Origin of the sequence: Bradyrhizobium acaciae, assembly GCF_020889785.1 — a bacterium.
Taxonomy (GTDB): domain Bacteria; phylum Pseudomonadota; class Alphaproteobacteria; order Rhizobiales; family Xanthobacteraceae; genus Bradyrhizobium; species Bradyrhizobium acaciae.
The window spans coordinates 1-25,436 of sequence record NZ_JACMYK010000032.1; the positions used below are offsets into that span (position 1 = coordinate 1).

Consider the following 25,436-nt stretch of genomic DNA (forward strand, 5'->3'; position numbering starts at 1 on the left):
CGCGCAGCTCGATGCCGTCGCGGCCGAGCTTGGCCAGCGCGAGCTGGCCGTAATAGGCGGTCGGGTACCTCGCGGCGGCCTGGTAGTCGGCCCGCATCGCTGTGGTGTTGCCGAGCGCCTCGGCGGCGCGACCGCGCCAATAGGCGGCGCGCGCCAGCACCGTCGGGTTGGTCTGGCCTTCGTCGATGTGAGCGAAATGCGCCGCGGCGGTTTTTGCATCGTCGAGATAGCGCAGCGCGATCCAGCCGCGCATGAAGTGCATGTCGGAACGGTAATAGGGATTGTCCGGCGCCGCCGCGCCCCGGATCACGTCAGAGGCCGCCTGGTATTCACCCTGATCGAGCAGCTTTCGGGAGAGGATGCGGCGCTCGCGCCACCACTGGTCGGTGTCCTGCTGCGCCATTGTCTCGGGTGCGGCTGCAATCGTCACGCGCGCGGCGTCGTCGATCCTGTTCTTTGCGAGCAGAAACTGAATACGGCATAGTGTGTAGCCGAGATCGCTACGCGCATCGGCCGGCACATCGTTAAGCGTGTCCTCTGCCTTGCTTGATTGCCCGCGGACCGCGCCGCAGGCTTTCACGATGGCGAGCTCGTCGCTGCCGAGATGCTGAGCCGCGCGCCGGGCGCCGGCGAGATCCTTGGCGCCGATCCGCTTGTCCATGCGCGCGCGGTGGTCGTCACGCGTGAGCAGGTCCTTGAATGCGTCGTAGGCGTCGCTCTCGGTCCGGTCCAGCAATTCGTCCGAGCGCCATGCCTCGCGAACCAGCCGTGTGGCGCCGTCGCGGTCGCCTTCGGCCAGCAGCGTGCGGGCGAGCGCGAACTTGCCCTTGGCGCTGATCGGTTGGTCGAGGGTGAAGCCGTGCACCGTGGCCGGATCGCTGCGCTCCTGCCACATCCGCGCTTCAGCGCGCTTGCGCATCAGCGTGATGCTTGGCCAGTCCGGGTTGGCGGTGATGAATGCCGCATAGCGGCTGAATGGTGCATTCGACTCGGAGTGGCGCAGCAGATACCACTCGACGAGCTTGCGCCCGACCGGGTCGGTGATCTTGGCCTGAATATCCGTGGCGTCGTTGGTCTTGCCTCGGCGCGCGGCGATGATCGCATCTCTGACCATGGCGAGATCGCCGGACAGCTGCGGCCCGGCGGGTTTCTCAGGCTCCGATGCTTTCGTGGTCTCGGCCGATTTGGACGGAACGGATTTGGCCTTCGCGGATTTGTGTTTGTCAGCGCCGTGCCGGGCGTGCCGGCGTTTGCCGGAAGCCTCGCGCGCGGATTTGCTGCTGGCCTTCGAGCCGGCCTTCGCGCCATGCACCTTCTTGTCGCCGTGGCCGCTCTTGGCCTGGTGCTGGTGATGCGGCTTGGCGTCTGCCTTGATTGGAAGCAGCGCGAGCGCGGCGGCGGTGGCGAAGCACGCCAGCGGACGTAGGCAACGGTTCATTCCCTGGTCCCCCCTGAGAAACCATGAGGTACAAACAGAACGCGTCATACGGCGGCACAACCGCCGCAGATTATCACTACCCTCGATTCTCGAGCGTTAATGCTGCTGCAACTCAACAGGGAAACGCGGCGAAATATAGAATAGCACCAGCGGAACCCGCGGGAACCGGGGTTTATACGGGTGAAGAGCGGACAGATGGCGCCCCACTTTGCACGGTTCCATCGGAGATGTACCCTCGTTACAAGCGCGCCGCGGGGGGGGCCGATGTCACAGACAGATCACTTGTTGCCATTCGGGGCGTCGTGATGCCCGGCCTCACAACCATCCTTGACGGCGGCCGCTATTTCGAAGGCCCGCGCTGGCATCGCGGGCGGCTGTGGTTCGTCGACTGCATGGCACGGACGCTGCTCAGCATCAGCCCGTCGGGCGACTTGCAGGAACATGCAGGGGTGACCGACGACACGCCGTGCGGCCTCGGTGTGCTGCCTGACGGCGATATCGTCGTGCTGACGATGTTCAAGAAGCGGCTGCTGCGGTTTTCGGATGGGGGGCTAACGCTCTATGCCGACCTGTCAGAGGTCGCGACCGGCACGATCGACGACATGATCGTCGACGGGCAAGGGCGCGCCTATGTCGGCGATCTCGGCTTCAATCTGCCGCCGCCGGAGGGCCGCGGCGCCGTCGGGAAGATCATCCTCGTGATGCCCGACGGCAACGCCCGCGTCGTCGCGGACGGCCTGCGTTTCCCCAACGGCATTGCGGTCTCGTCCGACCATCGTCGGCTCGTTGTCGCTGAAATGGATGGTGCTACGCTCGCTGACTACGACATCGCGCCTGACGGCGGCCTGAGCCTTCGCGGGCGGCTCGGCAGCGTCAACGAACCAGACGGCATCTGCCTCGATCGCGACGGGGCGGTCTGGGTCGCGTCATTCACCGAAGACGCGTTTGTCCGGATCGATCGCAACGGTGTGGAGCGTGCGCGCATCACGGTACCCGGCCGTCGTGCGCTCGCCTGTGCGCTCGGCGGCGCGGAGCGCAGCACGTTGTTCTGCCTGAGCGCGGAGACGTCCTACGAGGAACTGCGGAAGGGCAAATCGGTGTCGCGGATCGATGTCGTCGAGGTCGACACGCCGGGTGCCGGCTATCCCTGAGCCGTTGCCCGAGAGCTAGGACTGCTTCTTCTTTTTCTTCTCTTTCTTCTTCAGGATGTCCGCCTGGCTTCGGAAGGCGCGGGCCAGCGAGCGCATCTGATCGGCGACGATTGCATCGGCGGTTGCCGACGCGACCCGTTCCGCGGTCTGGGCCTGCTTGCGAATTGCCTTGGCCATTTTCATGAAAGACCCAATCGCGCCGCGGCCGTCTAGTTCCAGCCTTGCTGGATCGGGCCGCTTTGATCTTGAATTTTGTTCTTGTTTCGTTCATGTTGAGTTGCCCCGGGAGAATGCCATGGACGCCGAGCGAGACCGCGAAATCATCAGGCTATGGAACGAGCTCCGCCGGCTGCAGCGCGAGGGACGTCCGACCGCGCTACTGGTCCGCCGGATCGAGCTGGCGCTGGCGGCAAGGGAGCAGGAGGCCGCCTGACCGGTGGCCAGGTCGCTCACGAACGCGCTAGCGCCCGCCGTCCGGCCCCATCACCAGGTTCGGCAGCCAGGTCGATATCTCCGGGAAGAAGCAGAGCATCAGCACCGCGAACATCATCAGCAGCACGAACGGCAGCGTGCCCCAGATCACCTCGCTCAGCGGGATGTCGGGCGCGACGTTGCGGATGACGAAGATGTTGAGGCCGACCGGTGGGTGGATCAGGCCCATCTCCATCACGATGGTCATGACGATGCCGAACCAGATGATGTCGAACTCGGCCGCGCGCAGCGGCGGCAGGATGATCGGCGCGGTCATCAGGATGATCGAGACCGGCGGCAGGAAGAAGCCGAGCACGATCACCATCACAAGGATCGCAAACAACAGCTCCCAGCGCGGCAGGTGCATCGCGACGATCGCCTCCGCAGCCGACTGCGAGATGTGCAGATAGCTCATCACGTAGGAGTACAGCAGCGACATGCCGATGATCAGCATCAGCATGGTCGACTCGCGGATGGTCGATTTCAGGATCGGCGACAGGTCGCTCGGTTTCCACACGCTGTAGATCACGGCGATCAGTCCGAGCGCCAGCAGGCCGCCGAGGCCGGCGGTTTCCGACGGCGTGGCGTAGCCGCCATAGAGCGCGATCATCACGCCGGTCAACAGCAGCACGAACGGGATCACGCGCGGCAGCGCGCTGAAGCGCTCGGCCATGGTGAACTCGTCGCGTTGCAGGATCGCGGCATCCTTGCCGGTCGCGTCATAGGCGGCCTTGGCCATCGCGTATTCCTTGCGGAAGCGGAACACGGCGTAGAGGCCGAACAGCGACACCAGCAGCAGTCCGGGGCCGATGCCGGCGAGAAACAGCCGTCCCAGCGATTTCTCGGCGGCGACGGCGAACAGGATCATCGTGATCGAGGGCGGCAGCAGGATGCCGAGCGTGCCGCCGGCGGCGATGATCCCCGCGGCAAAGCCGCCGGAATAACCGCGCTTGCGCATCTCGGGAATGCCGGCCGAGCCGATCGCCGAGCAGGTCGCGGGCGAGGAGCCGGCCATCGCCGCGAACAGCGCGCAGGCGAACACATTGGCGACACCGAGGCCGCCGGGCACGCGGTGCAGCCAGGCGTGCAGCGCCGAGTAGAGATCCTGGCCGGCGCGCGATTTGCCGATCGCCGCGCCCTTCAGGATGAACAGCGGGATCGACAGCAGTGTGATCGAGGCCATCTCCTCGTAGACGTTCTGCGTCACCGTATCGAGCGAGGCCGCGGGCATGTAAATCGCCATGAACACGACCGCGACCGCACCGAGCGCGAATGCGATCGGCATGCCGGAGAACATCGCAAGCAGGGTGGCAAGCCCGTAGGAGATGCCAATACCAAACACGGTCATCGACGCGCGCCACCAGTCAGCGGAATGAGGATTTGCAACAACAGCTGCACGCAGAGCAGCGTCATGCCCAGCGCCATCAGCCCATAGGGGATGGCAAGCGGCGGCGACCACATCGAGTTCGACACTTGGCCGTCGACATAGGCCTCGTGCGCCAGGGTCCAGGACTTCCAGGCGAAGAAGGTGCAGAACGCAAAGCTCGCGACATCGACCAGCCACAGCCTGATGCTGTTGGCACGCGCCGAGAGCAGTCCGACGAACGCCTCGATGCTGACATGGCCACGCTGGCTCTGGACATAGGCCGAGGTCATGAAGGTGGCGCCGACCAGCAGGAACACGGCGGCCTCGTCCTGCCAATAGTTCGGGCTATGGAACAGGGCGCGGCCGAGCACGCTGTAGCTCAGGATCACGCAGGCTGCGATCAATGCGAGCGCGGCGAACACCACGATGATGTTGTTGCAGACGGACAGCGCGCGTCCAAGCATGGCCACGGGCGTATTGCCCGCCGCCGTGCTTGTGGCTTCAGCCTGATCCGCGACCGGACCATGCATCATGCGGCGACGTCGCTTGCGAGCTTCAGCAGGTTGGCTGCCGTCGCCGTCTTGGCGCCGTAGTCCTTCCAGGCGGTGTCGCGGGCGATGTCGCGCCACTTGCCGACAACGGCAGCATCGAGCGCGCTGACTTTGGCGCCGGCCTTCTCATAGACCTTGGCGACTTCGGCATCGTCGTCCTGCGCGCCCTTGCGGCCGAACGCCTCGAGCTCGGTGCCGACAGCGAGGATGATGTCCTGCTGGTTCTTCGGCAGCTTGTCGAAGATCGCCTTGGACATCATCAACGGCTCCAGCATGAACCAGTAGGAAGCGCCGGCACCCGAGGTCAGCGACTTCGCGACCTCCTCGAGGCGGAACGAGATCAGGCTGGTCGAGGAGGTGATACCGGCGTCGCAGGCACCGGTCTGCATTGCGGCGTAGATCTCGTTGGACGGCACCGACAGCACGGCGGCGCCGGCGGTCTGCAGCACCATGTCCATCTCGCGCGAGCCGCCGCGCACCTTGAGGCCCTTGGCGTCCTCGGGTGCCACGATCGCCTTGGAGCGGCTGGCGACGCCGCCGGCCTGCCAGACCCAGGAGATCAGCAGGATGCCCTTGTCGGCGAGGAAGTCGCTCAATGCCTTGCCGACCGGCTCCTTCTTCCAGCGCAGACCCTGGTCGTAGGTCGTCACCAGGCCCGGCATCAGGCCGATATTGGTCTCGGGCAATTCGCCGCCGGCATAGGGCATCGGATAGAGGCTGAGGTCGAGCGCGCCCTTGCGCATCGCCGAGAACTGCGCGTTGGTCTTGATCAGCGACGAGTTCGGATAGACCTCTGCGGTGAGGTCGCCGCCCGAGCGCTTGGCGACCTCGGCCGCGAACATCCGGCACAACCTGTCGCGGAAGTCGCCCTTGTCGATGGTGCCGCCGGGAAACTGATGCGAGATCTTCAGCGTGGTCGCGGCGTGCGCGGTCCCGACGCCCATCCGCAGGATCGCGGGTGCGGAGAGGGCGGAAGCGAGGACGTGGCGGCGTGTGAGCATGGTTGTTCCCCTGAAGAGCTTCTTGAGCGGCTGTTAGGCCGGCGCGGCGCTTCAGCTTAGCCGGTCTCGGCGTGAATATTCTCTAGTCTGATAGTTCGAGGCGCCCTGATAGTGCGAGCCAATGTGCGTCAGCAAGTCGTGCCGTTGCTGCGGCGCACACTGCCGCGCCATGGCACAGCGCCGCCACTCAACCCTCGCGCGACCAAACGTCCGGGCGTGCAGCGTCGCTTCAAGAAATCGTTATTGGAGGTAACAACGGGCGGTGCAAGTGCGTCGAGCAGAGAGCGGCAAGTCGTCGCGCTCACATTCGATCACACAAGGGATCATCGACATGACCACCAAGACCCGCCTCGGCCTTTCCGCCGCGCTGCTCTCGTTCAGCCTGGCGCTGGCGCCCGCCGCCTTCGCTCAGGACAAGATGGGCAAGGATGACGCGATGAAGAAGGAAGACACGATGTCCAAGGATGCCATGAAGAAGGACGGTGGCATGATGAAGAAGGACGACGCCATGAAGAAGGACGGCGGCGCGATGATGAAGAAAGACGACGGCATGAAGAAGAACTGATTGCCGCCATCGCTCATCGTCTGCAGGCCCGCCGTCGCGGCGGGCCTGGTTGCGCCTCAGCGCTTCTTCTTGCCGCGTTCCTTGCGCGCCGCGTAGCGGGCATCGCGCTTGGCCTTCTGGTCCGCGAGCAGCGCCTCCTCACGGGCGGCTTCCTCTTCCTTCTCGCGTGCGATCCGCGCGGCCTCGGCTGCGGCGGCCTCTTCCTCGCGCCGCTTCTGTTCAGCCTTCTCGGCCTCACGGGCTTCCTTGGCCTTGGCGCGGCGGTCGGCGATCGCCGCGCGCTCTTCGGCGCGGGCCTTCACGGTCGGATCGTCAGCCCCCGGTTGGGAGCGAAATTTGTTGAGGAGGTCTTGCCGCGCCTGCAGGGCCGCCTTTTGGCGGTCGGCAAAACCCGGTTCCTTGAAGCCACTCATAGAGGAAGCCTTGCTGCTTTCTGTTCGGATGATGGATTGGGGTCGGTTCGGCGCTTCAATAAGTGAAAGGCGACGAAAATGCCAGTGGTGAACGGTGGGTTGTGGAGCAATGGAGATATGAGCGGACGGCAAATGGCGGAAGGCAGCATTTGCGCCCACCTGGCCGCCGGCGTGGTGAGTGGTTGGTCACCGAAGCTGCCGGCTGCCTAGCCGCGCTGAAACTGCTCGCGCCGCCCGTTGCCCGAGACCTTGGTGCCCGAGATCTTGGTGCCCAAGACCTTGATATCCAAGACCTTGATGTCCGAGACCTTGGTGCCCAACACCTTGGCGACGGTCTCGGCGGTCATCGCGCTCCGGTCCGAGACGCGCTGGGCTTCCAGCCTGTCGCGGGCCTTTTCGGTGATCAGGAGGCTGATCAGCCGCAGCCTGCTGGTCTCGTCGACAGCTTCCGAAAGCAGCTGCCTGTAACGCTGATAGTCGTAGGTCGCTTCTTGCTCGCTCACCGGCACGCCCCACACACGCGCTCCACTTCAGCGCCTAGTTTTTCGCGAGTCGTGGCACCCCGCAATGGAATTGCGGCGCCGACAGCTAAGTGTGCGCATTTCGTTGGGAGACTGTTGCAGAATTGATCGCACGCAACCGTGCAAACGGTCATGATGCGGGCGTCGGCAATTGGGAACCGAAGCGGGCATGAGCGAATCCGAAGACGGAGGCAATCGCCGCGGGGCGCTGATCGGACTGCTGGTAGCGGTCGTCATGCTCGCGGTCGGACTTTGGCTTGCGCGCAACCTGACGGCGGCGAGCAAGATGCAGGATTGCCTGATGTCGGGCCGGACCAACTGCAATGTGATCGAGCCGGCGCGCTGACCCAGCCTTGCGGCAGTGCAATATCGATCCCACTTCTCCCGTGAAGACTAGGGCTGAACTGTTGGGTCCCGGTTGTGATTCCAGTCACACGCGGACGGGCGGGCTGCCTCATCTATTCCCAGAGATCGGCGGGAACCAAGGCCATGATGTCAAAGCTGTGGTCCGGAAAGGGCGCGGCGCTGGCTGCCGCAGGCGCGGCGGGTGCCGTTTTGGTTGCGTATCTGTCCCTGGCGCTGGCGTCCCCCGAACCGGTGTCGAGCGCGGCGCTCGGGCCCGCGTGGCAATGCAGCCAGGTGGCTTTCGTACTGACCACTTGCACCCGCACCGCAGGGACCGAGCGCGAGGCCGAAGGCGAGCTCAAGGCGGTCCCGGTACGGGCGAAGGACGATTGTCCGCCGGAGCTCTAGGTTTTGGCTTTCTGACGCGTCGTCTTCATGCGAACCGCTGCGCTCTTCGCTCGCGGCAGCCGTGGTGGGCCGGGTGGACGCTGCGGCCGTATTTCGAATTATTTCTTGATGGCGCTACGCGGCTTGATCGAGAGGCCGAGGCGCATCGCCATCTTCTTGATTCGCTCCGGCGAGCGGCCGGTCGCTTTCACGACCTCCTCTAGCGACTTTGAGGAGCGTGCCAGTTCCATCAGTCGTCGGTCCTCCTTGAACGACCACCGCGGCTTTCGGGCCATCTTGTTGGTATCCTTGTGCATTGCTGGGCAACAAAGCCGCCAGGCGGGGTCGCCTGACGGCCTTGCCGGTGTGGGCCCGGACCTTGGGGAAATGTCCGGTGGATAAGCAATACCGCTTCCGGATAGGGCCGCAATTGAAACCGGAATTTAACCTAACCTATCAAGGTTACTTGCAGGGTTACTTGGATTTCGAGCGTGGCAGGAGGCCTTATGCGCAAGGTCGCCATTTTGAGTGCCGCAGCATTTTTACTGTCCGGTTGCTGGCCCGACCCCGAGGTCACGGGATCGACCAACAGTTGTGCGGCCAATCTCTATAGTCAGTTCAATCCCAAGGTCATGGATCAGTGCGTGAACGCCTGCATCAAATGTGACCACGGCAACGTCACGACCTGCACGACCTCCTGCACGCTGAAGGGCGCGCGGTAATCGATCTGCGAATTTGCCCTTGCGAGCGGCAGTGAGGCCACGCGGCGCCACGCCAACGGCCGCCTTGCGCGGCGCAATGAACGCCTTTATCGCGTCTCTTAGCGGCGCCGTCATCGGGCCGGAAACTGAGGGCGTGGAACAGCGCGATGAGCGGTCCTTCCTATGTCGCGGTCGATTGGGGCACCAGCAGCTTCCGGCTCTGGCTAATGAGCGCCGGCGGCCAGGTGCACGGCGAACGCCGCAGCGACCAAGGCATGACCGCGGCCGCCAGGACCGGCTTTGCGGGCGTGCTGCAATCGCATCTCGACGAACTGGGTGTCGCGGCCGATTTGCCCGTCGTGATCTGCGGGATGGCGGGCGCGCGGCAAGGCTGGGTCGAGGTCGGCTATGTCGACACACCCGCGCATCTCTCCGACATCCTCAAAGGCGCCGTCGTGGTCGACGGGCAGCCGCGCGATATCCGCATCCTGCCCGGGATTGCGCAGCGCGATGCCGCGGCACCCGACGTGATGCGTGGCGAGGAGACCCAGCTGCTCGGCGCGCTCGGTCTGGACCCGGCACATGCGGCCGATGTCTGCATGCCGGGAACGCATTCCAAATGGGTGCGGGTGCGTGGCGGCACGGTCGAGCGCTTTGCGACCTTCATGACCGGAGAGCTGTTCAGTGCGGTCGCGCGCGACACCATCCTGTCGCACGCCGTTGCCGGCGCGGAGGAGGCGGTCGATGGGGATGCGTTCCGCGCGGCCGTCGCCGAGGCGTATGCCGCGCCGGCGCACTTAGCCAATCTGCTGTTTCGTGTGCGATCGCGGCAGCTGCTGTTCGGCGGCAGCGCGCAGGCCGCGCGTGAGACGATCTCGGGCACATTGATTGGCGTCGAGCTGGCCGCGGGCCTTGCCGAGCGGGAGCGAGCAGTGCCGGTTACGCTGATTGCGTCAGGCCGGCTGCAGCGGCTCTATCAAATGGCGCTCGAACGCCTTTCGATTCCGCTCAGTGTCGTGGATGCGGAGGAGGCGGTTCGCCGTGGCCTTGCCGGCGCCGCCGCGGCGATCTGGAACAATTGAGGGATCCAATGCATGAGCATTCCATTTCCGCCGATGAAGCGTCCGTTGGTCGCGATCCTGCGCGGCGTCAAGCCCGACGAAGCCAGTGGCATAGTGAGCGCGCTGATCGACGCCGGCATGACGGCGATCGAGATTCCGCTGAACTCGCCCGAGCCGTTCCGTTCGATCGAGATCGCGGCGAAGCGCGCACCCACCGACGTGCTGATCGGTGCGGGCACCGTGCTATCCGCGGCAGATGTCGATCGTCTCCATGACGCCGGCGGCGGGCTCATGGTGTCGCCCAATGTCGATGTCGACGTGCTGGGCCGCGCCCGGGATCACGCGATGGTCACGATGCCGGGCGTGTTCTCGCCGACCGAAGCCCTGCTCGCGGCACGCGCCGGCGCATCGAGCCTGAAATTCTTTCCGGCGAGTGTGCTCGGCGCAGCCGGCATCACTGCGATCCGCGCCGTGCTGCCGCCGGATGTGATGATCGCCGCCGTCGGCGGTGTCTCGGACCAGAATTTCGCAGAGTACGTGAAGGCAGGCATTCGCGCCTTCGGCCTCGGCAGCAGCCTCTACAAGGCGGGCATGACGGTCGCGGATATCGCCGTCAGGGCAAAGGTGACGATCGAGGCATATGACGCGGCCGTGCAGGGCGCAGGCTAGAGTCGGCGTGTAACTTTTGGCGGCGCGCTAGTCGTCTCGCCTGCCGCCGTCGATAACCCTGAACAGCGGGGCTGCCTCGCGGGGATTCTCGAGCAGTTCCTCGACCATGGCGATCGCGGCGGCGACGTATTTTTCGGTCGCGGCGTCCAGCGGCCGTTCGGCTTCGTCTGATAGCGCGAGCTTGGCGCCTTCGAGCAGTTTGCGGGTGCGGACGGCGGACTCGTCGCCGGCGGTGAGGGCGGCGCGGGCGATCGATCGCAACACGAACAGCTCGCCCTCCAGCCGCAACAGGCGATCGTTCAGCTTGCTCAGGACAGTGTTCAGGTTCCGCATGACGTCCTCTCCGCGCGTTGGACCCATCTTCCATACACGGTCAATCCTGACGAAATTCTTGTGGCGGCCACACAGCAGGCGACGGCATCTGACGGAGCCATTTGTGGATCAGGGCGAATGGCCCTAGTAGAATGTCCAGCGCCGAGGCGCCCCAGGCGGGGCGCGATGGGAGCATCCACTTCACGCCATAATGACGAAGGAATGCACATGAGGATTGCCGTCGAAACCACCGTTGCCGCGCCGATTGCGGATGTCTGGCGCGCGTACACCACGCCCGGCGACATCAAGCAGTGGAATGCCGCCTCCGAGGATTGGCACACCACGGCCGCGACCGTCGATCTGCGCGCCGGCGGCGCCTTCTCGTCGCGGATGGAAGCCAAGGACGGCAGCATGGGGTTCGATTTCGCCGGCACCTACACCAAGGTCGAGGAGCCCCGGCTGCTCGAATATGCATTCGGCGATCGCACCGCGCAGGTTGCATTCACGCCGGAGGGCGGCGGCGTCAAGGTGCAGGTCAGCTTCGACGGCGAGGACACCCATTCGGTCGAGCAGCAGCGCGGCGGCTGGCAGGCGATCCTGGATAATTTCAAACGCTACGTCGAAGCAAACCAGCGATCCTGATCCGCGGCGACCGGAGGACGACGTGACGTTGAAGCGACCGCGCGCGACGATGCCGGCGAGCCTGAAGCAGGCGTTGAAGCGGCGATGGTGCATCGGCCGAGCAAGCGGGTGAGGTGACAGGTCGGTCGGCGCGATCGCGATAGTGATCCGGAGCAAATGCGATGCGTTTTGTCTTGGCACCAGGTCTGCTGGTCATCCTGTGCGTGTCTGCGAGCGCCGCACCGCTGCGCCACTCCCACGCACGCCAACCCGGAGCCGTTCGCGCGCCCGCGGCTGTGACGCCGCCGTCGCGCTTCGCCGTTCCCGGCTGGAGCGACGAGGCGACGCGGCAATGGCTTGACCGCGCCTCGTCCTACGTTGGCTTGGGCGGTTAGTCGCGGAGCCGCCGGCGCCGAGCTCAATCGTCGTCCTCGGCTTCGGTGCTCCGTGAGTTCGAGGCCGAGCGGCCGCCGTACTGCCGGGGGACGGCGGCAGCCGTTCGCGCGCTCACACCTTCGCTCTCACGCATTTCCTTCCGTGCACGCCGCGCCGTTCGCATCGCGCGCTTGATGTTTGGATCGTGCGAGTCCTCGTCGAAGAAAAGGACGATCTCACAGCTCGGGCACTGGCGCGAATACCCGTTCTGCAGCCGCTTGGCTCGGTCGCGAAAGACGTTCTTGCAGCGTGTGCAACGGACCTGGACGGAATCTTCCATGGTATTCCTGAAATGCCGACGAGCAGCGCGAACGTTTGCAATCTGCTTGAGGAAGCAATTCCGGATTAAGAAATTACCAAGCGCGTCGTGTGCAATCGGGGCGGAACTTTGTTCACGCACGGAGAACTACGGAAGCGTTTCGTGCGCTGAATGATAAAAACAAGACGCGATTTCAGAGCAGACCGTGAACATCAAAAGAAAGGCCCCAGCGCGTGGGCCGCGCTGAGGCCAAGTTGACACTTTGGTCGTGAGGCACCGTCACCGGCGCCTCGGTGCCTAACCTATCTTCGTTTCGCTCCAGCCAAATAGCCCATATGGGCCATGATCGCTGGCACAAGGTGTGCAGACTTCGGACCATCAGGATGTTGCACCACCTGGGGCTGGAGCCAACGCCGTCCGCAAGCATTTCAAGCGGACGGCGTTGTGTATTCATCTGCGTCTCTCTTTGATTGCGGCACGACGAACCTCATTGCGTTGCGCACAAGCTCGGTTCGTTGACGCTGCCAATCTCGCCATTGCTCGATCTCATGGAAGGCCGAGACGAGACAAGCGCCAAGGCAGCTGGACAGCAGCATAAGGCAGAATGCTTGTTCGGCACCGCTCATGACATCATGGAACGAGAACACCAGGCATCGGCTTTGTCGGGAGCGGAACGAATGCACTGGGCTGGCTCCGCACCATCATCAGCACAGCAAACACGGCTACGGTGACCGTCAAAAGCTTCGTCATGAAATTCGTCAGCAAAGAATGTCCGTAAGAATTCTCGCAGTGTAGCACTCGGCTCGCGAAGCCTTTGTGAACCCTCTCACATGCGCAGAACGCACACGATCCGGCCGCTCCATTGGATGTCGATCAAGCTGCAATTCCGGGCAACCTGACGCCGGATTGTGCTCGCGGTCCGCTTGCGACGAGGTGGTTCGCCACGCTTCATTGTGGGGCCGACGAGTTCCAATGCGGGCAGGCCGCCTCCGTGATAGCCAATTTGGGACATGCGCCGTTGGCACGAAGTGTGCAGACTTGGAACTGTCAGGATTTTGCATCACCTTCCTGGGGCTAGGGCCAACGCCGTCCGCATGTATTTCAAGCGGGCGGCGTTGTGCATTTTGGCGACGGCGGGCTCCCGCCAGGCTGCGCTCAGGTCAGCGATCGACCGGCCGAAGTTCGAGGTTCTCGATTTTCACCGACGGCGAGGGAGCGTCCTGCTCGTTCGGCGGAAGCAACGTGATCGGAGCATTCGATCCGCCGATCAGCACGTTGACGCCGGCGCCGTCGGCGTGGGTGTAACCACCGGCAAGATCGTCGCGTCCGAGCCACGGCACCGCCGCCATCACCTTCCAGGTCACGGAGACGTCTTGATCGCCGATGAAAGCGTCGAGGTTGCGGATGGCCGCGACGTAGCGCCGATCCGGCGCGCTATCGACATGCAACACGCAGTCGAGATTGGTCACCGGGCCTAAAATGAACCCGGTATCGGGGCCACCGCGACACTCAAGCGTCCCGGCCTCCACCTGCTGCGCGTCCGCCGGTCCGACGGGCGTAACAAGAACTGCCGCAACACATGCGGCAGAGGCGATCGAATGGTTCGTTGGACGCATGGTGCTGTACAACGCGAATGGACGCGCAATCGGCCCATGACCTCTGATGCGGCCTTCGCTTGTGGTTAAGAGAGCCTTAGAGATCGGGGGCTGCCGCAGCGGGAAGGAAACGTATGCGAGCGACCCAAGGTCGCGACGTCGAAGCAGCTTGCTCAGGCAAGGTCGATATCGGCGTGGCAGAGGCAGCAGGAAAAAGCGCAACGAGCGGCCCTGGCGCCGACGCCAGACCGTTCGGATACACGCTCAGCCTGTCCTGCGAAACTACGCCGCCGGGCTCGAAATTCAATGTCCCGGCGGCGCCCTGTTCCAATCTGGGCCCGCAATCCCAGTGATTGTCTGTCTGCAAGACTGGCGCCAAGGTTCGAAGCCACCGTAATCATACGGGGCTTCGGATGGCGCCGGCCAAGGTCTGGTCGCTGTCCACGCTCCGCCCGATTTCAGCTGTGGTGCTCGAGCTTCCGCATCTCCTGCAAGCGAGCCAGGCAAAAATCCCGATACAATTCGTTGATGAAATCCCACATGACCGAATCCCCTTGGTCCAATGCTGAGACGCTAGGCCGGGTTTGTTTCCGGCCGGCTTCGCGGCTTGCGGAAAATGGTTTCATCGAGGGGGAGCTGGGTGGCGGTTCTGGCCGGTGATCTCGCGGCACAACATGTCATGCCCGTTGCGGGAAAGGAGGCATGGCAGCCTTCGGCTGCCGGTATCTCATCAAGATGATCGCGATCACGGCGGCGCACATGAACGGACCAACGGGCACGAACACGAACGGGAAGGCATATCCCAAGACGAATATGACACTGACGCCGATCCGGAAGGTGCGTCGGTTCGAAGGCGGCGAGATCTCGTCGTCCATGGTTGCGTTCATGAGAAAGACCAACGCGATCGCCAGGATCGGCATATCGTAGATGGCGAAGTAAGGAGAAATGAGAGGCGTCACCGCAAGCAGGCTTGCGGCCTGGACGGAGAAGCTGACCTTGCGGCGCCATATGATCAGCACCCAAACTGCGGCTGCCAGCGCGGTGGCCACGTGCAACGTCATCGCCAATCCGTAGCCAAACCCGGCATACCGAAGAAGACCATAGACACTCTGCAATTTAGGCCAGGGCAGCGCCCCACTGAGGTGAAATTGCGTCGTCGCGAACGTTGCCGCCGCACGAAACCCCTCGAATGTATCCCAGCCGAAGATAATTCCGCTGATGAGAAGGAGCGCCGGCACCACCAGAGACGCCGTGATGAAGGCACTCCAGCGCTTGGTCGCGATCAACACGAAGGGGAGAAGAACTCCGTATTGAGGCTTGAAGATCAGCAGCCCGAGCAAGAAGCCGCTGAGGAGCGGGCGCCGATTCAGCGTCAGGAGAACTCCGCCGAGCAGCGAAGCCGCCAGCAGAGAGCTTTGACCGGCAATCAAATCGTAGAAGACGGGCGGAGCGGCGAGTGCCAGCAGCAGCGCGGCGGAGCGCGGTCGGATCGCATGCACCACGAGAACCCAACAGAGCAGCTTTGCCGCACTCCAGACCGCGAATGCAATCGGGAACGGCAGCAGCGCCAGGGGGGCTACAGCCAGGAAAAACACCGGCGGATAAAAAAACGGCACGGGAATTTCATCGTAAGGATAGGGCGCGTGACCCATCGGCTGCATCCGCAGAACAAGTTGCTGATGCAGTTGTTGCCAATCGTAGGCGGTCGCCGCATGGCCTTCGAGTGCCATCGTGCCGGCGCCCCAAAAGCATGAAAAGTCGATCCCGGCGTTGCTTCCGCCACTGACAAACATCAGCACCGCCGCAACGATCGTCATGCCGAGCAGGACAGTGCAAGCCAACGCTTGCGCCGGGTCGTCTCCCGCAGAAACGTCCCAGTCCAGCATTTGCTTCATCGGCGCGCGTCCCCGGACTGCCGCGACATCGCCGGTTGCCGGCATTGCGTCCAGATGATCGCGATGATGGTCGCGCACATCAACGGACCAACGGGCGCAAGTGCGATCGGGTAGGCGAACCCCAACAGGACAAGCACGCCGTACCCGATCCGGAGTGCGGCGCGCTTCGAGAGAAGCGAGCCCGGTTCGGCCGCGGGCGCGTCCATGAGAAAGACGAGGGCGACAGTCAGCAGCGCCGTGTCGTAGATCGCGAAGTAGGGAGAGACGAGCAGCGTTGCGGCAAGCAGGCTCGCGGCCTTGATGGCGAAGCTGACGTTGCGGCGCCATATGATCAGCACCCAGATTGCGACTGCGCCGGCAACGGCGATGTGCAATGCCATGGCCAATTCGTAACCAACGCCGGCAAACCGAAGCGTGCCGTAAATGCTCTGCAGCTTGAACCAGGCCAGCCCGCCAGTGAGGTGAAACTGCGTCGTCGCGAAGGTTGCCGCCGCGCGGAATCCCTCAAAGGTGTCCCAGCCGAAGGTCAACCCGGTAAGCAGCATGAGGATCGGTATGGCCAAGCTGGCCGTGATGAAGACGCGCCAGCGCCCAGTGGCTATCAGCACGAGGGGAAGCAGGACGCCATATTGCGGCTTGAAGATCAGTAGCGCGATCAGCAAGCCGCTGATGATTGGGCGCCTGTCCAGCGTCAGCAGGATGATGCCAAGCAGGGATGCCGCGGGCAGTGAGCTTTGGCCGACGATGAAATCGTACAGCACGGGCGGCGTAGCGAATGCCAGCAGCACAGCGGCGAAGCGTGGCCGGATGGCGAAAGTAACGAGCGCCCAGCACAGCAGCTTTACCGAGCTCCAGATCCAGAACGCAGTCGGAAACGGCAGCAACGCCACCAGCGCTGCCACAAAGAAAAACACCGGCGGGTAGAAGAACGGGACAGGATTCTGATCAAGGGGATACGGAGCCTGGTTCAGGATCGGATGAACCCGGAGGATCAGTTGCTGTAGCTGCTGCCAATCGTAGGCGGCGGCCGCGTGGCCATCGAGGGCCATGGTCCCCGCGCTCCAAAAGCACGAAAAGTCGATCCCGGTTGCGCCGCTCCCGTCAACGGTTTTCGGTACAAACAGGAGGAGAGTGAGGCTCAGCACGATCAGGCAGGCAATGGCTAACGCGCGGTCGTATCCGCTGTGCTCCGCGCGGGCGTGCGCCACTGCAATTCCATTCATGAAAATTCTGCCGGAGCTTTAAAATATAAAGCGTTTTAGACTGCAGCCAGCGGTGGCGCAAGCAAGTGACCAGCCGCCTGCTATCGCGATTCAGCTGGCAATTGGTCCGTTGCACGAAGACCCAACGAACATGGAGTTGGTCGAAGATCGAACCATGCCGCCTCGCTGACGACCTTGTGCTGAATTTTTGCTAACCGTCGAATCCGGTGCCGTGTTGTTGCGAGCTGTCACATAGGGGATGCATGTTCATTTGCGTGCTCCGAATGTCTGAGTTCGGTACATCGAGAACAGCCGGCGCCGAACGATTGAAACGCGCATCGCAAATTGCCTGCCAGTAGCGGGTCCGTAAGAATACGGTCGGGGGAGTCTGATGCCGGACTCGCTCCCTGAGACCAGGCAGGTCGAACGGAAGCGAGATCTCTGTCCGCGTCGCACACTGAAATCGATCGCGTCCGACCGCCGTTTTCGATCGACCGCCGGGAACGGCCCCGACTCGGTCGGCACGTCGAACTCTCTCAGCTGGAGCGGGCCGCGTCTCCTGTCTCGGCTTTGCCGGCTGGTCTTGGTGTACGATCCGCGCCAAATCGACTCAGCGGACTAAGCGGGAAGGCCCGAAATCAACGGGATTCCGTCAACCAGCGCCGAGGCGCGGCACTTCGATGGACGGAACAAGTATCGTGTTGAAATGGCTGGCGATCCCGGCAGGATTCGAACCTGCAACCCGCGGAGTAGAAATCCGCTACTCTATCCAGTTGAGCTACGGGACCGTGGCCGCCTTGTAACACCGCCAATATGAAAAATCCGCCATTCCGCCAAGTCCGTCCGAACCGATTTTTGTGGTCGGACGACAAAGGCGAGCAGGGGGCCCGCCCTGTGTTGGCCAGACCAGCCCGCCGAGCCGGCATTGCGCTGCCGCCGGGGCAGGTCGAAGGAATGTCGGCAATGCGATCTGCGACGTTTTCGTCCGTTCATGTCGGTGCCTTCACTCCGTCACGTTTTCGCGCATTTTTTAGCCCCAACGCGGCGGTCGACCGCGGGGCGTTCAGGAGCTCCACCATGATCGGATTGGTTCGTGCCGCCGCAATTTGCGCCACGCTGGCGCTCGGCCTGGTGAGCGCGCAGGCTGCGGACAAGGCCTTCAAACGCGATGATCTCGCCGATTCCGCGATCAAGCTGGAGGCCCAGATCAAGGGCGAGGCGGGCGCGGTCAACAAGTCGGCCGCGACCCTGCGCACCGACGCGGATGCCGCCTTCAAGCGCAACGATTTCCGCGGCGGGCTCACGATTCTCGGCCAGATCGCGGCGACCGCGCCCGAGGATGGCGCCAACTGGCTGCGGCTCGCCAGGACCGTGTTCCAGATCCGTTCGGCGAGCTCAAGCGAACAGACCTTCCTGATGGAGCGCGCCTCGACCGCCGCCTATATCGCCTATCAGCGTGCCGGCAATGCGGGCGAGGAGGCCGACGCGCTGGCGGTGCTCGGCAAGGCGCTTGCCGAGCGCAAACTGTGGCGCCCGGCGCTGGATGCATTGCGGATGTCGCTCGACATGCGCGAGGTGGCCGATGTCCGCGGCCAGTATGAGAAAATGCGCGACGAGCACGGTTTCCGGCTGCTCGATTATACCGTCGATTCCGACGCAGCCTCGCCGCGGGCCTGCTTCCAGTTCTCCGAGGAGTTGGCTAAGCGCGTCGACTTCGCGCCATATCTCGCACTGGCCGGCACCGACAAGCCGGCTCTGTCGGCGGAAGGCCAGCAGCTCTGCGTCGACGGGCTGAAGCATGGCGAGCGCTACAACATCAATCTGCGCGCCGGCTTGCCGTCGACCGTCAAGGAGACCCTACCGAAATCGGCCGAATTCAACATCTACGTGCGCGACCGCAAGCCATTCGTGCGGTTCACTGGGCGCGCCTATGTGCTGCCGCGGACCGGACAGCGCGGTATCCCGGTGGTGAGCGTCAACACGCCGGCGGTTAAGGTCGACGTCTTCCGGATCGGTGACCGCAACCTGATCAACACGGTGATCGACAGCGACTTCCAAAGTACGTTGAGCCGCTACCAGCTTTCCGATCTCGGCGACCAGCGCGGGGTCAAGGTGTGGTCCGGCGAGCTTGCGACCGCCACCACGCTGAACCAGGACGTCGTCACCGCATTTCCGGTCGACCAGGCGCTCGGCGACCTGCAACCGGGCGTCTACGTCATGACCGCTGCGGCCAAGGGGCCGGGCAGCGACGACGACGGCACGCTGGCGACGCAATGGTTCATCGTCTCGGACATGGGCTTGTCGGCGTTCTCCGGCAATGACGGTATCCACGTCTTCGTCAATTCGCTGGCTTCGACCGAGGCGGTCGCCAACGCAGAAGTGAAGCTGGTCGCCCGCAACAACGAGATTCTGGCGACCCGCAAGACGGATGCGGCCGGTCATGTGCTGTTCGAGCAGGGGCTGGCGCGCGGCGAGGGCGGGCTGTCGCCGGCGCTGCTGACGGTGACGGGCGAGAAAGCCGACTACGCCTTCCTGAGCCTCAAGACCAATGCCTTCGACCTGACCGACCGCGGCGTCGCCGGCCGGGCGATCCCGGCCGGTGCGGACGCTTTCGTCTACGCCGAGCGCGGCGTCTACCGCTCCAACGAGACCGTCTATCTGACTGCGCTGCTGCGCGACGGCCAGGGCAATGCTCTGACCGGGACGCCGCTGACCATGGTGATCGAGCGACCCGACGGCGTCGAATTCCGCCGTGCCGTGCTGCCCGACCAGGGTGCCGGCGGCCGGATGCTGGCGGTGGCGCTGAACTCGGCGGTGCCGACCGGGACCTGGCGCGCCCGCGTCTTCACCGATCCCAAGGGCTCGTCGGTCGGCGAAACCACCTTCATGGTCGAGGATTACATCCCCGAGCGGGTCGAATTCGATCTGACTAGCAAGGAGAAGGTGATCAAAGCTGAAATTCCAGTGGAACTTGAGGTCTCCGGCCATTTCCTCTACGGCGCGCCGGCCTCAGGCCTGCAGCTCGAAGGCGACATGCTGGTCGCACCCGCGGCGAACGGCCGGCCCGGCTATGCCGGCTACCAGTTCGGTGTCGACGATGAGCAGACCGCGAGCAACGAGCGGACCCCGATCGAGGACCTGCCGGAGGCCGATGCCAATGGTGCCGCCAGCTTCCCGGTCAAGCTCGACAAGGTGCCGGCTTCGACCCGGCCGCAGGAGGCCCAGATCTTCATCCGCATGGCGGAGACCGGCGGTCGTTCGGTCGAGCGCAAGATCGTGCTGCCGGTGGCGCCTGCGGCCTCGCTGATCGGCGTCAAGCCGCTGTTCGGCGACAAGAGCGTGGCCGAGGGTGACAAGGCCGAGTTCGATGTCGTGTTCGTCGCGCCCGACGGCAAGCAGCTGCAGCGCGACGGGCTGCGCTACGAACTGCTGAAGCTGGAGTCGCGCTACCAGTGGTACCGGCAGAATTCGTCGTGGAACTATGAGCCAGTCAAGTCGACCCGCCGCGTTGCCGATGGCGACGCCAACCTCGCGGCCGACAAGCCGATGCGCCTGACCTTCCAGCCGCAGCCCGGCCGCTACCGGCTCGACGTGAAAGCGACCGACGCCGACGGCCCCGTGACCTCGGTGCAGTTCGACGTCGGCTGGTATTCCGACGGCAGCGCCGACACGCCCGATCTGCTGGAGACCTCGATCGACAAGCCGGAATATGCTTCGGGCGACACCATGACCGTGTCGGTCAACGCGCGCACATCAGGCAAGCTCACGGTCTATGTGCTCGGCGACCGCCTGCTGACGACGCAAAGCGTCGACGTCAAGGAGGGCACCCAGCAGGTCAAGCTCCCGGTCGGCAGCGATTGGGGCACCGGCGCCTATGTGATGACGACGCTGCGCCGTCCGCTCGATGCCGCCGCCGGGCGTATGCCGGGCCGTGCGATCGGGCTGAAATGGTTCGGCATCGACAAGATGACGCGCACGCTTGCCGTCGCGCTGTCGCCGCCTGCATTGGTACGCCCCGGCTCGACGCTGAAGATCCCGGTCAAGCTCGGCGGGCTCAATCCCGGCGAGGACGCCAAGGTGGTGCTGGCCGCGGTCGATGTCGGCATTCTCAATCTGACCAACTACAAGCCGCCGGCGCCGGATGACTATTATCTCGGGCAGCGCCGCCTGACTGCCGAGATCCGCGACCTCTATGGCCAGCTGATCGACGGCATGCAGGGCACGCGCGGCCAGATCCGCAGCGGCGGTGACGCCGCCGGCGCCGAGTTGCAGGGCTCTCCGCCGACGCAGAAGCCGCTCGCGCTCTATTCCGGCATCGTCACGGTTGGCCCTGACGGCACCGCCGAGGTGAACTTCGACATCCCCGACTTCGCCGGCACCGCGCGGGTGATGGCGGTGGCGTGGAGCGCCACCAAGCTCGGCCGCGCCACGACCGATGTGATCGTGCGCGACCCCGTGGTGGTGACCGCGACCCTGCCGCGCTTCCTGCTGACCGGTGACAAGGGCACCATCAGCATGGATATCGACAATGTCGAGGGCGCCGCCGGCGACTACGCCGTCAGCGTCAAGGCGAGTGGCCCGATCAAGGCTTCGGGCAATTCGACCACGACGGTGAAGCTCGCAGCCAAGCAGCGTTCATCGCTGTCGCTCGGCCTCGAGGCCGGCGGTGCCGGACGCGCCGAGTTCGACGTCAATATTTCGGGGCCGAACGGGCTCGCGTTGGCGCGGCACTATGCGCTCGACGTCAAGCCGGCCACTCAGGTGCTGGCGCGCCGCTCGATCCGCACGCTGGCGAAGGGGGAGAGCCTGACGCTGACCTCGGACATGTTCTCCGATCTCGTGCCGGGCACCGGTAGCGTGTCGATCTCGGCGAGCCTGTCGACCGCGCTCGATGCCGCGAGCATCCTGAAGGCGCTCGATCGCTACCCCTATGGCTGCTCCGAGCAGATCACGAGCCGCGCTTTGCCGCTGCTCTATGTCAACGATCTTGCAGCCGGCGCCCACCTCGCGATGGACACCGCGGTTGACCAGCGCATCCGCGATGCGATCGAGCGGCTGCTGGCTCGACAAGGCTCGAACGGCTCGTTCGGCCTGTGGTCGGCGGGCGGCGATGATGCCTGGCTCGATGCCTACGTCACGGACTTCCTGACCCGGGCCCGTGAAAAGGGCTTTGCGGTGCCGGACGTGCTGTTCAAGAACGCGCTCGACCGCGTCAGGAACTCGGTGGTCAATGCCAACGAGCCGGAGAAGGACGGTGGCCGCGATCTGGCCTACGGCCTCTACGTGCTGGCGCGCAATGGCGCCGCGCCGATCGGCGATCTGCGCTATCTCGCCGACACCAAGCTGAGCAATCTGGCGACGCCGATCTCCAAGGCGCAGCTTGCCGCGGCGCTGGCCCTGGTCGGCGACAAGGCCAGGGCCGAGCGGGTCTATGGCGCCGCGCTCGACGCGCTGAACCCGAAACCGGTGATCGAGTTCGGCCGGGTCGATTACGGCTCGGCGCTGCGTGATGCGGCGGCGCTGGTCTCGCTTGCCGGCGAAGGCAATGCGCCGCGCACCACGCTGACGCAGGCCGTGCTCCGCGTCGAAGCGGCGCGGGGGCTGTCGCCCTACACCTCGACGCAGGAGAATGCGTGGATGGTGCTGGCGGCCCGCGCCCTCGCCAAGGAGACGCTGGCGCTCGACATCAACGGCCAGCCGGTCAAGACCGCGGTCTATCGCAGCTACAAGGCCGAGGAGATGACGGGCCAGCCGCTCAAGATCACCAACACCGGCGATGCGCCGGTGCAGGCGGTGGTCTCGGTGTCGGGCTCGCCGGTGACGCCGGAACCCGCGGCTTCCAACGGCTTCAAGGTCGAGCGCAGCTATTTCACGCTCGACGGCAAGCCGGCGGACGTCACCAAGGCGAAACAGAATGACCGCTTCGCGGTTGTCCTGAAGGTGACGGAAGCCAAACCGGAATTCGGGCACATCATGGTGGCCGACTATCTGCCGGCCGGGCTCGAGATCGACAACCCGAACCTGGTGTCATCGGGCGATTCCGGCACGCTCGAGTGGATCGAGGACGGCGTCGAGCCGAAGAACACCGAGTTTCGCGATGACCGCTTCACCGCGGCGATCGACCGCGGCGCCAACGATAAATCGGTGTTCACGGTCGCCTATGTCGTGCGCGCGGTGTCGCCCGGCAAATACGTGCTGCCGCAGGCCTATGTCGAGGACATGTACAATCCCTCGCGCTACGGCCGCAGCGGCACCCGTGCGGTCGAGGTGAAGCCGGCGAAATGAGTGCAACGCTGACGACTGCACCGGTACGCGGATCGCGCTGGCGACGGATCAGGCCAGTGCTGGCGATCTGTGCCGTCGTGGGGCTGGTCGCAGCCGGCGCCTTCGCCGGCTGGGTCGTGTCGCTCGGTCCGTTGCCGCTCACGCAGGCGCAGCAGGTCTCGACATCAGTCATCGATCGCAATGGAAAACTGTTGCGTGCCTATGCGATGGCGGATGGGCGCTGGCGGCTGCCGGTCGACGGAAAGACGTCGGTCGATCCAGGTTATCTGAAGCTGCTGTTCGCTTATGAGGACAAGCGCTTCTATGAGCATCACGGCGTCGATCCGCTGGCGCTGTCGCGTGCCGCGCTCCAGCTTCTCACCCGCGGCCATATCGTGTCGGGCGGCTCGACCATCACGATGCAGCTGGCACGGCTGATCGAGCCGCGGCACCAGCGCTCGGTCTACGCCAAGCTGCGCCAGATGGTGCGTGCGGTTGAACTTGAGCGGCAGCTCTCGAAGGACCAGATACTCGATCTCTATCTCGCGATGGCGCCGTTCGGCGGCAATCTCGAGGGCGTCCGCGCCGCCTCGATCGCGTATTTCGGCAAGGAGCCGAAGCGGCTCTCGCTCGCCGAGGCCGCGCTGCTGGTCGCCTTGCCGCAATCGCCGGAGCGGCGGCGGCTCGATCGTTATCCGGAAGCTGCCCATGCCGCGCGCGATCGCGTGCTCGATCGCATGGTCGAGGATGGCGTGGCGTCGAAGGAGGACGCTGCGCAGGCGAGGGCTGCAGCGGTGCCGAAGCTGCGCAAGCAGATCCCGATCCTGGCGCCGCATTCATCCGATCAGGCGATCGCGACGATCAAGGATGCGCCCGTCATCAGGCTGACGCTGGACGCCACGCTGCAACGGAACCTGGAGGCGCTGGGACGCGACCGCGCCATCGCACTGGGGCCTGACGTCTCGGTTGCGATCGTCGTGGTCGACAATGAAACGGGCGACGTGCTCGCGCGCGTCGGCTCGGCGGATTATTTCGACGATCGGCGGGCCGGGCAGGTCGACATGACGCGCGCGGTCCGATCGCCGGGATCGACGCTGAAGCCGTTCATTTATGGCCTCGCCTTCGAGGACGGCTTTGTCCATCCCGACAGCCTGATCGAGGATCGGCCGATCCGCTTCGGCACCTACGCGCCAGAGAATTTCGACATGACGTTCCAGGGCACTGTGCCGATCCGCAAGGCGCTGCAATTGTCGCTGAACGTGCCGGCCATTGCGCTGCTCGACCGGGTCGGCGCCAGCCGGCTGTCGTCGCGACTGAAGCAGGCCGGCACCAGTCTCGTGCTGCCGAAAGATGAAGCGCCCGGCCTTGCGATGGGGCTCGGCGGCGTCGGCATCACGCTGCAGGATCTCGCCCAGCTCTATTCCGGCCTGGCGCGGCTTGGTGCGACCAAGCCGTTGCGCGAGATCATGCAGACAAGTGACGGCCGCGACACGATGCGGCTGATGGATCAAGCCGCGGCCTGGCAGGTCGGCAACGTCCTGCTCGGCACGCCACCGCCTGAGAACGGCGTGCACAACCGGATCGCGTTCAAGACCGGTACCAGCTACGGCTATCGCGACGCCTGGTCGGTCGGCTTCGACGGCCGCATCACCGTCGGGGTCTGGGTCGGCCGTCCAGACGGCGCACCGGTGCCGGGCCTGGTCGGCCGCACGGCGGCGGCGCCGATCCTGTTCGACGCCTTCGCGCGCACCGGCAAGATCCCGGCGCCGTTGCCGAAGCCGCCGCGCGGCGTGCTGGTCGCGTCCAACGCAAAGCTGCCACCGCCGCTGCGCCGGTTCCGGCCGATCGGCGAACTGGTCCGCAGCGGCAACGACCAGGCGCCGCACATCCAGTTTCCGCTGAACGGCTCGCGTATCGACGTCGAGCAATCCGAGGGCGGCCGTAACGCGACGATGCCGGTCAAGGTCGCCGGCGGCGTCCTGCCGCTGACGGTTCTCGTCAATGGTGTCTCAGCCGGGGACATCGACAGCCGGCGCCAACGCCTGATCGAGCCGCCCGGGCCGGGCTTCGCGCGGCTCACCGTGATCGACGCCACGGGAGCGACGGATACCGTTGTGATCCGCGTGCAATGATCGCACGGGAAAGCGGAACGGCACCGTTGGAAAGCGGAACAGCACGGTTGTTTGCGGTGCGGTTTCATCGTATGCGAAACC

25 protein-coding genes and 1 tRNA gene are annotated in these 25,436 nt (G+C 64.6%); 12 read left to right on the top strand and 14 right to left on the bottom strand.

Annotation, left to right across the window (positions count from 1 at the left end; all coding sequences use genetic code 11):
* Window positions 1–1,438: tetratricopeptide repeat protein (locus tag H8A92_RS15380; protein WP_420831327.1), on the bottom strand; the 1,438-nt coding region annotated here is incomplete at its 3' end.
* 305 nt (window positions 1,439–1,743) lie between these two features.
* Between H8A92_RS15380 and H8A92_RS15385 the strand changes: the two genes are divergently transcribed.
* Window positions 1,744–2,589, top strand: a complete 846-nt coding sequence (locus H8A92_RS15385) for an SMP-30/gluconolactonase/LRE family protein (protein WP_229196577.1) — start codon at window positions 1,744–1,746, stop codon at window positions 2,587–2,589.
* A gap of 15 nt (window positions 2,590–2,604) precedes the next feature.
* Here the strand turns inward: H8A92_RS15385 and H8A92_RS15390 are convergent, their stop codons facing one another.
* On the bottom strand, window positions 2,605–2,766 hold the full coding sequence (locus H8A92_RS15390; RefSeq protein WP_229196578.1) for a hypothetical protein: 162 nt from the start codon (window positions 2,764–2,766) through the stop codon (window positions 2,605–2,607).
* Between the two features lie 118 nt (window positions 2,767–2,884).
* Here H8A92_RS15390 and H8A92_RS15395 point away from each other — a divergent pair, with 118 nt between their 5' ends.
* Window positions 2,885–3,022, top strand: a complete 138-nt coding sequence (locus H8A92_RS15395; RefSeq protein WP_229182240.1) for a hypothetical protein — start codon at window positions 2,885–2,887, stop codon at window positions 3,020–3,022.
* Between the two features lie 27 nt (window positions 3,023–3,049).
* On the opposite strand, the gene H8A92_RS15400 is transcribed toward H8A92_RS15395, so the two are convergent.
* The 3 genes from H8A92_RS15400 to H8A92_RS15410 are packed head-to-tail and all read right to left on the bottom strand — an operon-like array spanning window position 3,050 to window position 5,978.
* On the bottom strand, window positions 3,050–4,408 hold the full coding sequence (locus H8A92_RS15400; RefSeq protein WP_163150396.1) for a TRAP transporter large permease: 1,359 nt from the start codon (window positions 4,406–4,408) through the stop codon (window positions 3,050–3,052).
* Window positions 4,405–4,959, bottom strand: a complete 555-nt coding sequence (locus tag H8A92_RS15405; RefSeq protein ID WP_229196579.1) for a TRAP transporter small permease — start codon at window positions 4,957–4,959, stop codon at window positions 4,405–4,407. Before H8A92_RS15405 ends, H8A92_RS15400 begins: the two co-directional genes overlap by 4 nt.
* A complete protein-coding gene (locus H8A92_RS15410) occupies window positions 4,956–5,978 on the bottom strand; it encodes a TRAP transporter substrate-binding protein (RefSeq protein WP_229196580.1) in 1,023 nt (340 codons plus the stop codon). Before H8A92_RS15410 ends, H8A92_RS15405 begins: the two co-directional genes overlap by 4 nt.
* 331 nt (window positions 5,979–6,309) lie before the next feature.
* Here H8A92_RS15410 and H8A92_RS15415 point away from each other — a divergent pair, with 331 nt between their 5' ends.
* On the top strand, window positions 6,310–6,543 hold the full coding sequence (locus H8A92_RS15415) for a pentapeptide MXKDX repeat protein (RefSeq protein ID WP_016842498.1): 234 nt from the start codon (window positions 6,310–6,312) through the stop codon (window positions 6,541–6,543).
* Window positions 6,544–6,599: 56 nt separating this feature from the next.
* Here H8A92_RS15415 and H8A92_RS15420 read toward each other — a convergent pair whose 3' ends face one another.
* The gene (locus H8A92_RS15420; RefSeq protein WP_229196619.1) at window positions 6,600–6,956 is read right to left on the bottom strand and encodes a DUF6481 family protein; all 357 of its coding nucleotides are present in this window, start codon (window positions 6,954–6,956) and stop codon (window positions 6,600–6,602) included.
* Between the two features lie 206 nt (window positions 6,957–7,162).
* Entirely contained in the window at window positions 7,163–7,459 is a 297-nt protein-coding gene (locus tag H8A92_RS41190; protein WP_233285467.1) for a hypothetical protein, read from the bottom strand.
* Between the two features lie 187 nt (window positions 7,460–7,646).
* On the opposite strand from H8A92_RS41190, the gene H8A92_RS15430 reads away from it, so the two are divergent.
* Together H8A92_RS15430 and H8A92_RS15435 are read left to right on the top strand one after the other, a co-directional pair.
* Window positions 7,647–7,823, top strand: coding sequence for a hypothetical protein (locus H8A92_RS15430; protein WP_229196581.1), 177 nt, complete (start codon window positions 7,647–7,649; stop codon window positions 7,821–7,823).
* Between the two features lie 143 nt (window positions 7,824–7,966).
* A complete protein-coding gene (locus H8A92_RS15435) occupies window positions 7,967–8,230 on the top strand; it encodes a hypothetical protein (protein ID WP_229196582.1) in 264 nt (87 codons plus the stop codon).
* 98 nt (window positions 8,231–8,328) lie between these two features.
* Here the strand turns inward: H8A92_RS15435 and H8A92_RS15440 are convergent, their stop codons facing one another.
* Complete coding sequence (locus tag H8A92_RS15440) at window positions 8,329–8,505, bottom strand: hypothetical protein (protein WP_229196583.1); 177 nt, start codon at window positions 8,503–8,505, stop codon at window positions 8,329–8,331.
* Between the two features lie 210 nt (window positions 8,506–8,715).
* Here H8A92_RS15440 and H8A92_RS15445 point away from each other — a divergent pair, with 210 nt between their 5' ends.
* The 3 genes from H8A92_RS15445 (at window position 8,716) to H8A92_RS15455 (ending at window position 10,640) form a co-directional block, all read left to right on the top strand.
* Window positions 8,716–8,931 carry a hypothetical protein gene (locus tag H8A92_RS15445; RefSeq protein WP_163150406.1) on the top strand — a complete coding sequence of 72 codons (216 nt, stop codon included), beginning with the start codon at window positions 8,716–8,718 and terminating at the stop codon, window positions 8,929–8,931.
* 146 nt (window positions 8,932–9,077) lie between these two features.
* Complete coding sequence (locus H8A92_RS15450) at window positions 9,078–9,992, top strand: 2-dehydro-3-deoxygalactonokinase (protein WP_229196584.1); 915 nt, start codon at window positions 9,078–9,080, stop codon at window positions 9,990–9,992.
* A 12-nt stretch (window positions 9,993–10,004) separates the two neighbouring features.
* Window positions 10,005–10,640 (top strand): 2-dehydro-3-deoxy-6-phosphogalactonate aldolase, encoded by a 636-nt coding sequence (locus tag H8A92_RS15455; protein WP_229196585.1) that lies wholly within the window; start codon window positions 10,005–10,007, stop codon window positions 10,638–10,640.
* A 27-nt stretch (window positions 10,641–10,667) separates the two neighbouring features.
* On the opposite strand, the gene H8A92_RS15460 is transcribed toward H8A92_RS15455, so the two are convergent.
* The gene (locus H8A92_RS15460; protein ID WP_229196586.1) at window positions 10,668–10,973 is read right to left on the bottom strand and encodes a hypothetical protein; all 306 of its coding nucleotides are present in this window, start codon (window positions 10,971–10,973) and stop codon (window positions 10,668–10,670) included.
* Window positions 10,974–11,180: 207 nt separating this feature from the next.
* Here H8A92_RS15460 and H8A92_RS15465 point away from each other — a divergent pair, with 207 nt between their 5' ends.
* On the top strand, window positions 11,181–11,594 hold the full coding sequence (locus tag H8A92_RS15465) for an SRPBCC family protein (RefSeq protein WP_229196587.1): 414 nt from the start codon (window positions 11,181–11,183) through the stop codon (window positions 11,592–11,594).
* 161 nt (window positions 11,595–11,755) lie between these two features.
* A complete protein-coding gene (locus tag H8A92_RS15470; RefSeq protein WP_229196588.1) occupies window positions 11,756–11,968 on the top strand; it encodes a hypothetical protein in 213 nt (70 codons plus the stop codon).
* Between the two features lie 23 nt (window positions 11,969–11,991).
* Here H8A92_RS15470 and H8A92_RS15475 read toward each other — a convergent pair whose 3' ends face one another.
* From H8A92_RS15475 to H8A92_RS15495, 5 genes are all read right to left on the bottom strand, one after another.
* The gene (locus H8A92_RS15475; protein ID WP_229196589.1) at window positions 11,992–12,288 is read right to left on the bottom strand and encodes a Zn-ribbon domain-containing protein; all 297 of its coding nucleotides are present in this window, start codon (window positions 12,286–12,288) and stop codon (window positions 11,992–11,994) included.
* Window positions 12,289–13,427: 1,139 nt separating this feature from the next.
* Complete coding sequence (locus H8A92_RS15480; RefSeq protein ID WP_229196590.1) at window positions 13,428–13,895, bottom strand: DUF992 domain-containing protein; 468 nt, start codon at window positions 13,893–13,895, stop codon at window positions 13,428–13,430.
* A gap of 644 nt (window positions 13,896–14,539) precedes the next feature.
* A complete protein-coding gene (locus H8A92_RS15485; protein WP_229196591.1) occupies window positions 14,540–15,757 on the bottom strand; it encodes a glycosyltransferase family 87 protein in 1,218 nt (405 codons plus the stop codon).
* Complete coding sequence (locus tag H8A92_RS15490) at window positions 15,754–16,980, bottom strand: glycosyltransferase family 87 protein (RefSeq protein WP_229196592.1); 1,227 nt, start codon at window positions 16,978–16,980, stop codon at window positions 15,754–15,756. Before H8A92_RS15490 ends, H8A92_RS15485 begins: the two co-directional genes overlap by 4 nt.
* A gap of 690 nt (window positions 16,981–17,670) precedes the next feature.
* Window positions 17,671–17,747 (bottom strand) — tRNA-Arg (locus H8A92_RS15495).
* A 289-nt stretch (window positions 17,748–18,036) separates the two neighbouring features.
* Here H8A92_RS15495 and H8A92_RS15500 point away from each other — a divergent pair.
* The gene (locus H8A92_RS15500; RefSeq protein WP_229196593.1) at window positions 18,037–23,244 is read left to right on the top strand and encodes an alpha-2-macroglobulin family protein; all 5,208 of its coding nucleotides are present in this window, start codon (window positions 18,037–18,039) and stop codon (window positions 23,242–23,244) included.
* Window positions 23,241–25,355, top strand: coding sequence for a penicillin-binding protein 1C (gene pbpC, locus H8A92_RS15505; RefSeq protein ID WP_229196594.1), 2,115 nt, complete (start codon window positions 23,241–23,243; stop codon window positions 25,353–25,355). The genes H8A92_RS15500 and pbpC overlap by 4 nt, the downstream gene beginning before the upstream one ends.
* Window positions 25,356–25,436 lie beyond the last annotated feature (81 nt).

Excerpts from the sequence above, each read along its gene's own strand:
- H8A92_RS15385 (WP_229196577.1), top strand. The coding sequence starts at position 1,744 with ATGCCCGGCCTCACAACCATCCTTGACGGCGGCCGCTATTTCGAAGGC.
- H8A92_RS15390 (WP_229196578.1), bottom strand. The coding sequence starts at position 2,766 with ATGGCCAAGGCAATTCGCAAGCAGGCCCAGACCGCGGAACGGGTCGCG.
- H8A92_RS15395 (WP_229182240.1), top strand. The coding sequence starts at position 2,885 with ATGGACGCCGAGCGAGACCGCGAAATCATCAGGCTATGGAACGAGCTC.
- H8A92_RS15400 (WP_163150396.1), bottom strand. The coding sequence starts at position 4,408 with ATGACCGTGTTTGGTATTGGCATCTCCTACGGGCTTGCCACCCTGCTT.
- H8A92_RS15405 (WP_229196579.1), bottom strand. The coding sequence starts at position 4,959 with ATGATGCATGGTCCGGTCGCGGATCAGGCTGAAGCCACAAGCACGGCG.
- H8A92_RS15410 (WP_229196580.1), bottom strand. The coding sequence starts at position 5,978 with ATGCTCACACGCCGCCACGTCCTCGCTTCCGCCCTCTCCGCACCCGCG.
- H8A92_RS15415 (WP_016842498.1), top strand. The coding sequence starts at position 6,310 with ATGACCACCAAGACCCGCCTCGGCCTTTCCGCCGCGCTGCTCTCGTTC.
- H8A92_RS15420 (WP_229196619.1), bottom strand. The coding sequence starts at position 6,956 with ATGAGTGGCTTCAAGGAACCGGGTTTTGCCGACCGCCAAAAGGCGGCC.
- H8A92_RS15430 (WP_229196581.1), top strand. The coding sequence starts at position 7,647 with ATGAGCGAATCCGAAGACGGAGGCAATCGCCGCGGGGCGCTGATCGGA.
- H8A92_RS15435 (WP_229196582.1), top strand. The coding sequence starts at position 7,967 with ATGATGTCAAAGCTGTGGTCCGGAAAGGGCGCGGCGCTGGCTGCCGCA.
- H8A92_RS15440 (WP_229196583.1), bottom strand. The coding sequence starts at position 8,505 with ATGGCCCGAAAGCCGCGGTGGTCGTTCAAGGAGGACCGACGACTGATG.
- H8A92_RS15445 (WP_163150406.1), top strand. The coding sequence starts at position 8,716 with ATGCGCAAGGTCGCCATTTTGAGTGCCGCAGCATTTTTACTGTCCGGT.
- H8A92_RS15450 (WP_229196584.1), top strand. The coding sequence starts at position 9,078 with ATGAGCGGTCCTTCCTATGTCGCGGTCGATTGGGGCACCAGCAGCTTC.
- H8A92_RS15455 (WP_229196585.1), top strand. The coding sequence starts at position 10,005 with ATGAGCATTCCATTTCCGCCGATGAAGCGTCCGTTGGTCGCGATCCTG.
- H8A92_RS15460 (WP_229196586.1), bottom strand. The coding sequence starts at position 10,973 with ATGCGGAACCTGAACACTGTCCTGAGCAAGCTGAACGATCGCCTGTTG.
- H8A92_RS15465 (WP_229196587.1), top strand. The coding sequence starts at position 11,181 with ATGAGGATTGCCGTCGAAACCACCGTTGCCGCGCCGATTGCGGATGTC.
- H8A92_RS15470 (WP_229196588.1), top strand. The coding sequence starts at position 11,756 with ATGCGTTTTGTCTTGGCACCAGGTCTGCTGGTCATCCTGTGCGTGTCT.
- H8A92_RS15475 (WP_229196589.1), bottom strand. The coding sequence starts at position 12,288 with ATGGAAGATTCCGTCCAGGTCCGTTGCACACGCTGCAAGAACGTCTTT.
- H8A92_RS15485 (WP_229196591.1), bottom strand. The coding sequence starts at position 15,757 with ATGAAGCAAATGCTGGACTGGGACGTTTCTGCGGGAGACGACCCGGCG.
- H8A92_RS15490 (WP_229196592.1), bottom strand. The coding sequence starts at position 16,980 with ATGAATGGAATTGCAGTGGCGCACGCCCGCGCGGAGCACAGCGGATAC.
- H8A92_RS15500 (WP_229196593.1), top strand. The coding sequence starts at position 18,037 with ATGATCGGATTGGTTCGTGCCGCCGCAATTTGCGCCACGCTGGCGCTC.
- pbpC (WP_229196594.1), top strand. The coding sequence starts at position 23,241 with ATGAGTGCAACGCTGACGACTGCACCGGTACGCGGATCGCGCTGGCGA.